Annotated in this window: 1 protein-coding gene; it reads right to left on the reverse strand. The window is 49.8% G+C overall.

Features of this window, described 5'->3' with window-relative positions; translation table 11 throughout:
• Positions 1–85: 85 nt before the first annotated feature.
• A complete protein-coding gene (locus VU18_RS06345) occupies positions 86–577 on the reverse strand; it encodes a PCYCGC motif-containing (lipo)protein (RefSeq protein WP_014195631.1) in 492 nt (163 codons plus the stop codon).
• Between the last annotated feature and the right edge of the window lie 94 nt (positions 578–671).

Here is a 671-nt window from a genome sequence, read left to right on the forward strand (position 1 = left end):
GAAAAGCAGTGGGCGCTCGGTGGGGCAAACGGGGGACTGGCTGCAATGAAAAAAGCGCCGGATTTGGCGCTTTTTTTCGTTCGTATTAGAGCGGCTTTGTCGGCGTCGGTTCGGCGTAGCCTTCTTTATATTTTTCATCGATCATATGCCGAATGTCTTTGATCGATTTCCCTTGATCGTAAGCGGCGATCGATTCAGCGGCGATGTCGAGGCAGACGCCGCATTTGGTCGCATGATCATCCCAGACGACCGAGCCGTCTTTTTTATTTTCATAGACAAAGCAGTCATAATTGTTCTTATGGCCAGCTGATTGCCCGCAGCCGCAATAGCAAGGGATATTCTCAAGCAGCTCGCGGTGTTCAGCAGCCTGTTGGTACAAGGCAGCCATCTCTTCTTCAAACGCGCTCAAAAAGCTTGGCAAATGCTCGATCGATTTTGTCGTCTCCCGAATATCGCCGGTGGCGGTTTTCGTCATCTGCGAGTGGCTTTGTTCCTGAACGCCGTCATCGGTGCAGCTTGAGAGCAGAACGCTGAATGACAATACACATGCGGTGATGAAGGTAGAGCGTTTCACCATCTTTCTTCCTTTCCGTGCGAGGTTTGCATTTTGAATGTACCATACCGATGGATAAGCAGCAACTATATAGATGCAACAGAGTCAGTCAAGACTT

Origin of the sequence: Geobacillus sp. ZGt-1, assembly GCF_001026865.1 — a bacterium.
Classification (GTDB): domain Bacteria; phylum Bacillota; class Bacilli; order Bacillales; family Anoxybacillaceae; genus Geobacillus; species Geobacillus thermoleovorans.

Bases quoted from the DNA above. Each gene is read 5' to 3' on its own strand.
- VU18_RS06345 (WP_014195631.1), bottom strand. From the start codon at position 577: ATGGTGAAACGCTCTACCTTCATCACCGCATGTGTATTGTCATTCAGC.